General features: G+C 58.8%; 8 protein-coding genes. 2 read left to right on the plus strand and 6 right to left on the minus strand.

Features of this window, described 5'->3' with window-relative positions; genetic code table 11:
- Positions 1–144: 144 nt before the first annotated feature.
- Positions 145–591, minus strand: coding sequence for a MarR family winged helix-turn-helix transcriptional regulator (locus ACW9IR_RS20455; protein ID WP_457464916.1), 447 nt, complete (start codon positions 589–591; stop codon positions 145–147).
- An 82-nt stretch (positions 592–673) separates the two neighbouring features.
- Here ACW9IR_RS20455 and ACW9IR_RS20460 point away from each other — a divergent pair, with 82 nt between their 5' ends.
- Positions 674–1,840, plus strand: a complete 1,167-nt coding sequence (locus ACW9IR_RS20460; RefSeq protein ID WP_457464917.1) for an aminotransferase-like domain-containing protein — start codon at positions 674–676, stop codon at positions 1,838–1,840.
- A gap of 165 nt (positions 1,841–2,005) precedes the next feature.
- Here the strand turns inward: ACW9IR_RS20460 and ACW9IR_RS20465 are convergent, their stop codons facing one another.
- The 5 genes from ACW9IR_RS20465 to ACW9IR_RS20485 all read right to left on the minus strand — a co-directional run bounded on the left by ACW9IR_RS20465 (position 2,006) and on the right by ACW9IR_RS20485 (position 4,778).
- On the minus strand, positions 2,006–2,377 hold the full coding sequence (locus ACW9IR_RS20465) for a glutaredoxin family protein (RefSeq protein WP_457464918.1): 372 nt from the start codon (positions 2,375–2,377) through the stop codon (positions 2,006–2,008).
- Positions 2,378–2,481: 104 nt separating this feature from the next.
- Positions 2,482–3,027: a GTP cyclohydrolase I FolE gene (gene folE, locus ACW9IR_RS20470; RefSeq protein ID WP_003442011.1), complete on the minus strand. Its 546-nt coding sequence runs from the start codon at positions 3,025–3,027 to the stop codon at positions 2,482–2,484.
- Positions 3,028–3,104: 77 nt separating this feature from the next.
- A complete protein-coding gene (locus tag ACW9IR_RS20475; protein ID WP_110721156.1) occupies positions 3,105–3,662 on the minus strand; it encodes a Smr/MutS family protein in 558 nt (185 codons plus the stop codon).
- Between the two features lie 74 nt (positions 3,663–3,736).
- Entirely contained in the window at positions 3,737–4,057 is a 321-nt protein-coding gene (locus tag ACW9IR_RS20480; RefSeq protein WP_003223191.1) for a hypothetical protein, read from the minus strand.
- A 130-nt stretch (positions 4,058–4,187) separates the two neighbouring features.
- Positions 4,188–4,778, minus strand: coding sequence for a cysteine hydrolase family protein (locus ACW9IR_RS20485; protein WP_007914026.1), 591 nt, complete (start codon positions 4,776–4,778; stop codon positions 4,188–4,190).
- Between the two features lie 239 nt (positions 4,779–5,017).
- Between ACW9IR_RS20485 and prmB the strand changes: the two genes are divergently transcribed.
- A complete protein-coding gene (gene prmB / locus ACW9IR_RS20490) occupies positions 5,018–5,926 on the plus strand; it encodes a 50S ribosomal protein L3 N(5)-glutamine methyltransferase (RefSeq protein ID WP_007914027.1) in 909 nt (302 codons plus the stop codon).
- Positions 5,927–6,000: the final 74 nt, after the last annotated feature.

The raw sequence follows: 6,000 nt of genomic DNA on the forward strand, positions 1-6,000 counted from the left end.
AAATATTGTTTTTGGTTTTGTTTACGAAAGTTCCGTCGATAGGGATATATCGCCTGCCCTGGCCCCTTCGCGAGCAGGCTCGCTCCCACATTTGAAATGCGTTCTCCTGTGGGAGCGAGCTTGCTCGCGAAGAGGCAGTCCCGGTCAATCGAGAGCCGTCTGACTTTTTCCCAACGCCAGATTCACCGCCAACCACCCATTCACCGCCGCCTCCCCAGCCTCGGCAAACACCCGCTCCAGCAATTTCACCTGCTCACGCCGCAGCGCCTGTTCAAACTTTGCACCTTCCGTCGTCAACTCCAGCAGCCGCTTACGCTTGTCAGCCTCGGACGCCACGCTGTCCACCAGATGCATTTCCTGCAACTGCCGCAACGGCATGTTCAACGCCTGTTTGCTTACGCCGAGTAATCCCAACAATTCCTTCACGCTCAAATTCGGGTATCGCGCGATGAAAAACACAATGCGTTGATGCACTCGGGAGAGCCCACGGCGCTCGAGCATTTCATCAGCCTTGGCGGTGAAGGCTTGATAGCCGAAGAAAAACGCTTCCATGGCCTGTTGCTGACTGGATGGGTTTTTAAGGTCAATCATGTTGACGTACTCGCTCAAGCTGTCGTAATTTCAGTCAACCAGTTTGACTCATTTTTCGCACCCCTTGCTACCGGTGACCGCCATGGCTTTTTCCGAACGTGTCTCGCGCCTTAAAAGTTCTTTGATCCGTGAAATCCTTGCCGCCGCCCAGCGTCCGGAGGTGATGTCGTTCGCTGGCGGCTTGCCGGCCGAAGCCATGCTGCCGAAGGTCGAATGGGCGGACATGCCGCTGGCGCTCGGCCAATACGGTATGAGCGAAGGCGAACCGGCGTTGCGCGAAGCGTTGGCGGCGGAGGCGAGGGCGCTTGGCCTGGAATGCGCGGCGGGTCAGGTGCTGGTGGTCAGTGGTTCCCAGCAGACCCTCGATCTGGCGGCCAAGCTGTACATCGACAAGGGCACGGAAATTTTGCTGGAGGCGCCGACCTATCTGGCCGCATTGCAGATTTTCCAGTTGTTTGGCGCCGATTGCCTGACCGTGCCGCAAGAAGCCGACGGCCCGAATCTGGCGCAATTGCGCGAGCGGCTGGAGCAGCGACGTCCGGCGTTCATCTACCTGATTCCAACATTCCAGAACCCGTCCGCCGTGCGCTACAGCGAGGCCAAGCGTGCTGCCGTCGCCGCATTGCTCGATGAATTCGGCGTCACCCTGATCGAGGATGAACCCTACCGTGAACTGACTTTTGATGGCGGTAGTGCCAAGCCGATTGCCGGGCGCCTGAAGAAGGCGAGCTGGATCTACACCGGCACTGTGTCGAAAACCTTGCTGCCTGGTTTGCGCGTTGGCTACCTGATCGCCAGCCCGGATCTGTTCCCGCATCTGCTCAAGCTCAAACAATCGGCAGATCTGCACACCAACCGCATCGGTCAGTGGCAGGCGCTGCAATGGATCGGCACGGAGAAATATCAGCAGCACTTGAGCGAATTGCGTGGGTTCTATCGGCAGCGGCGCGATGTCTTTCAAGCAGCGCTGGAAAGGCATTTTTCTGATCTGGCGGATTGGAACATGCCGCAGGGCGGGCTGTTTTTCTGGCTGACGTTGAAGCAACCGCTGGATACGCGAACGTTGCTCAACGAGGCGTTGGCCAATGATGTGGCGTTCATGCCGGGTGAGCCGTTCTTTCCGGAGCCGGATAACCATCATGGGCATTTGCGCTTGAATTTCAGCCATATCGATCCGGCGAGGCTGGATGAAGGTTTGAAGCGACTGGCGGCGGTGGTGCGCCAGGCGCAGCTGGATAAAGCGGCCTGAAAACAAATAAACCGGCTCAAGGGCCGGTTTATTTTTGACTGGGATTTGCGGTGGCTGAGAGGGCCTAATCGCTGGCAAGCCAGCTCCCACAGTGATCTGTGGCGTTCACAAAACCTGTGGGAGCTGGCTTGCCAGCGATGAGGCCATCAGCATCACCACATAATCTCAGACAGCAGCAAAGCGCTTGTCCAGATAATCAATAATCATCTTGGACTCATACATCCACGTCGTCTGCCCATTCTCTTCAATGCGCAGGCAAGGCACCTTGATTCGGCCACCCTGTTCCAGCAGGGCCTGACGATCCTGCTCGTTGTTCTTCGCATCCTTCAGCGCCACCGGCACATTCAAACGACGCAGAGTACGGCGGGTTTTCACGCAGAACGGGCATGCATGGAACTGATACAGAGTCAGGCCTTGCGCGGCGGCATTGACCTGGGCCTGAGTTTCGGCAGGGCGCTGTTTCTTGCCCGGGCGAGTGATGAAGTCGATGAAGATAACCAGTTGGCCGAGGCCGACACGAAGCGCTTTGACGAACACGTTTAAAGCCTCACGGTGCAAATTGAGAAAGGCGCGCAGCTTACCCGATTTTTCACAGGCGAAAAAAAACCGGCGATGAATGCCGGTTTTCTTCGTGGCGCAAATTACTTGATGAGGCTGAGGAATTCGCTGCGGGTCGCGGCGTTTTCGCGGAACTCGCCGAGCATCACCGAGGTGATCATCGACGAATTCTGCTTCTCGACACCGCGCATCATCATGCACATGTGCTTGGCTTCGATCACCACCGCTACGCCCAGCGCGCCGGTGACTTGCATCACTGCATCGGCGATCTGGCGGCTGAGGTTTTCCTGGATCTGCAGGCGGCGGGCGTACATATCAACGATCCGCGCGACCTTCGACAGGCCCAGCACTTTGCCGCTCGGGATGTACGCAACGTGCGCCTTGCCGATGAACGGCAGCAGGTGGTGTTCGCACAACGAGTACAACTCGATGTCCTTGACCAGCACCATTTCGCTGTTGTCGGAGCTGAACAGGGCACCGTTGGTGACCTCTTCGAGCGTCTGTTCATAACCGCGGCAGAGGTACTGCATGGCTTTGGCGGCACGCTTTGGCGTGTCGAGCAGGCCCTCGCGGGACACGTCCTCGCCCAATTGGCCGAGAATCGCGGTGTAATTCTGTTCCAGGGACATGAAACTACCTGTGGGGATTTTCGCAAAGGGCAAGGGTACGGTGGCGGACACAACCCTGCAAGTTCGGTGTAACGGGATTATTCGTCGCGACCTTCCATCATGGTGCGTTTAAGCATCACGTAAACCGCACCGGCCCCGCCGTGTTTGGCCTGGCACGAGCAGAAACCCAGGACCTGCGCATGCTGGCGCAACCAGGTGTTGACGTGGCTTTTGATCATCGGCCGCTTGCCGTCCAGGCGCACAGCCTTGCCGTGGGTGACGCGCACGCAGCGGATTTCGAATTGGGTCGCTTCGGCGAGAAACGCCCAGAGCGTTTCGCGGGCCTTTTCCACGCTCATGCCGTGCAGGTCGAGGCTGCCTTCGAACGGAATCTGGCCGACCTTGAGCTTGCGCATCTGACTTTCCTGCACGCCGTCACGGGACCACATCAGCTCGTCTTCCGGGCCGACATCAATCACGAACTGATCGGACAGGCCATCAACGGTAGCGGTGTCGGTGCGCACGGTGGCGGATTGGCGCAGCTTGGCGATCTGTGCGCGGTCAGCCTTGGGTTTGCCGGTGTCGGCGCGGTCGTGCTTGATCGGCTTGACGCCTTGGATCGCACTTTTGAACAGGGAAAAATCGTCGTCTTGCATGTCAGCCTCCGCGAAGGGCGGCCAGTTTACCCAAGTCGAAACAAAACGGCCCGGCAAAAAGCCAGGCCGGTGAGTCAGTCGTGTTTTTTCATCAGGTGCGGGGACATGTTCAGTTCCCGCGATTGCCGTGCGCGACGGCGGCAGCGGCGCCACAGGGCGACACCGAAATACAGAAACAGCAAACCGACCGCCAGAATGATCGCCGAACCCGTTGGTGTAGCGTTCAAGTCACCGAGTGCCGGTGGGCGCCCGAGCAGGCTGGCCGCCCCGGCCATCGCCAACAGCACGCCGAACGTCGCCAGAATGGCGGCGATCGCTGCGCCGAATCGAAAACGCCAGTTGCTTTGGCCTTTGGGCCGCAAGCGGCGTGCGTCAAATCCATCGGATAACTTCATTCCGACCTTCCTCAATGGGTATCGGCCCTTCGACCGGGAGTTGACCGGGTTGTTCCTGAGGCTATGGCATTTGCGGCAAATGAGAGGATTTTGCAGATGAGCGGCGCCGCGAGCCGCTCATCAGAGCCGATCAGATCAGGTCTTGCGTCAATGCCAGCGTGGCGAAATTGTCCGCCATGATCGCCATTTCGGCTTCCTGCACGACGGCGGCGCTGAGCACGCGGCCCTTGAACGGCAAGTCGCGGGTGGCGCAGGCGTCTTCCACCAGAGTGCAACGGAAGCCCAGGTTCTTCGCTGCACGTACGGTGGTGCTGACGCTGGAGTGGCTCATGAAACCGCAGACGATCAAGTCCAGCGAGCCAAGGTTTTGCAAACGATCGAGCAACTCGGTGCCGTGGAACGCGCTCGGCAGCAGTTTGCCAATAATGGTTTCATCACCTTGTGGCTCAAGGCCGGGGATGAATTCGCCGCGTTCGCCCTGCGGGTCGAACAGGCCACCGACGGTGCCGAGGTGACGCACGTGCACGATCGGCCGACCGGCTGCACGGGCTGCGGCAACCACTTGTTTGATGTTCGCGACGGCCGCGTCCATGCCGCTCAGGGCCAGCGGGCCACTGAGATACTCTTTCTGGGCATCGATGATGACCACGGTGGCATGGCTCAGTGTGGCCGCTGCGTAACCGCGACCGCTGAGTTGAAACATCGTTTTTGGAACGGACATTCTGGGGCTCCTTGGGGTGGGGCTTTTGCGACATTGTCCTCTGGCTGAGCGGTTCTGTGAATCGCTACCATCGTAGGCACCGTCGTTATTGGCCTGCAGCCTTGTCAAGTTACACGTTCTGTTCAATAGCTGATGCAAAAAACAGAAAACTCCTACCGTCGCTGCGATGTTTTTCCTGCGTCGTCGTCAGGCGTTTTGGCTGGTAGAATCGCCAGTCGTTTTTTCTGGAGTTCTGCCCCGTGATCACTTCCCGACTTCGTACCCTGCGCGACCACATCCGTTGGGCCGTCAGCCGCTTCCATGGGGAGGATCTGTTTTTCGGCCATGGCACCGACAATGCCTGGGACGAAGCGCGGCAACTGGTGCTCGGCGCTTTGCACCTGCCGTGGGAAATCGCCGACAGCTACCTCGATTGCGCGCTGGAAGACGATGAGCTGGTCAATTTGCAGCGTTTGCTCAAGCGCCGTATCGAAGAGCGCATTCCCACCGCTTACCTGTTGGGCGAGGCGTGGTTCTGCGGCATGTCGTTTATCGTCGATGAGCGTGTGTTGATCCCGCGTTCGCCGATTGGCGAATTGATCGAAAACCACTTCGCCCCGTGGATCGGCACCGAACCTGCGCGCATTCTCGACCTGTGCACCGGTTCCGGTTGCATCGGTATCGCCTGCGCCTACGAGTTCCAGAACGCCGAAGTGGTGCTGGCGGATCTGTCGTTCGAAGCGCTGGAAGTGGCCAACCAGAACATCGAGCGGCATGGCGTCGATGAGCGCGTGTACACCGTGCAGGGCGATGGTTTTGATGGTTTGCCGGGTCAGCGCTTCGACCTGATCGTGTCCAACCCGCCTTACGTGGATGCGGAAGATTTCGCTGACATGCCGGACGAATATCAGCATGAGCCCGAGCTGGGTCTGGCCTGTGGCGATGATGGTCTGAATCTGGTTCGACGCATGCTGGCTGAAGCGGCCGATCATCTGACCGAGAAGGGCTTGTTGATCGTTGAAGTGGGTAACAGCCAGGTACACGTTGACGCGTTGTACCCGGAAGTCGATTTCGCCTGGCTCGAATTCGAGCGCGGCGGGCATGGCGTGTTCATGCTGACAGCGGAGCAGTGCCGCGATCATCAGGCGCTGTTCGCTTCCCGCGTCTGATCCTTAAAAGCTTCGCGAGCAAGCTCGCTCCCACAGGTTCGGTGTACGACACAAATCATGTGGGAGCGAGCTTG

The organism is Pseudomonas sp. SDT291_1_S447, assembly GCF_054070155.1.

Excerpts from the sequence above, each read along its gene's own strand:
- folE (WP_003442011.1), bottom strand. The coding sequence starts at position 3,027 with ATGTCCCTGGAACAGAATTACACCGCGATTCTCGGCCAATTGGGCGAG.
- ACW9IR_RS20455 (WP_457464916.1), bottom strand. The coding sequence starts at position 591 with ATGATTGACCTTAAAAACCCATCCAGTCAGCAACAGGCCATGGAAGCG.
- ACW9IR_RS20485 (WP_007914026.1), bottom strand. The coding sequence starts at position 4,778 with ATGTCCGTTCCAAAAACGATGTTTCAACTCAGCGGTCGCGGTTACGCA.
- ACW9IR_RS20480 (WP_003223191.1), bottom strand. The coding sequence starts at position 4,057 with ATGAAGTTATCCGATGGATTTGACGCACGCCGCTTGCGGCCCAAAGGC.
- ACW9IR_RS20475 (WP_110721156.1), bottom strand. The coding sequence starts at position 3,662 with ATGCAAGACGACGATTTTTCCCTGTTCAAAAGTGCGATCCAAGGCGTC.
- ACW9IR_RS20460 (WP_457464917.1), top strand. The coding sequence starts at position 674 with ATGGCTTTTTCCGAACGTGTCTCGCGCCTTAAAAGTTCTTTGATCCGT.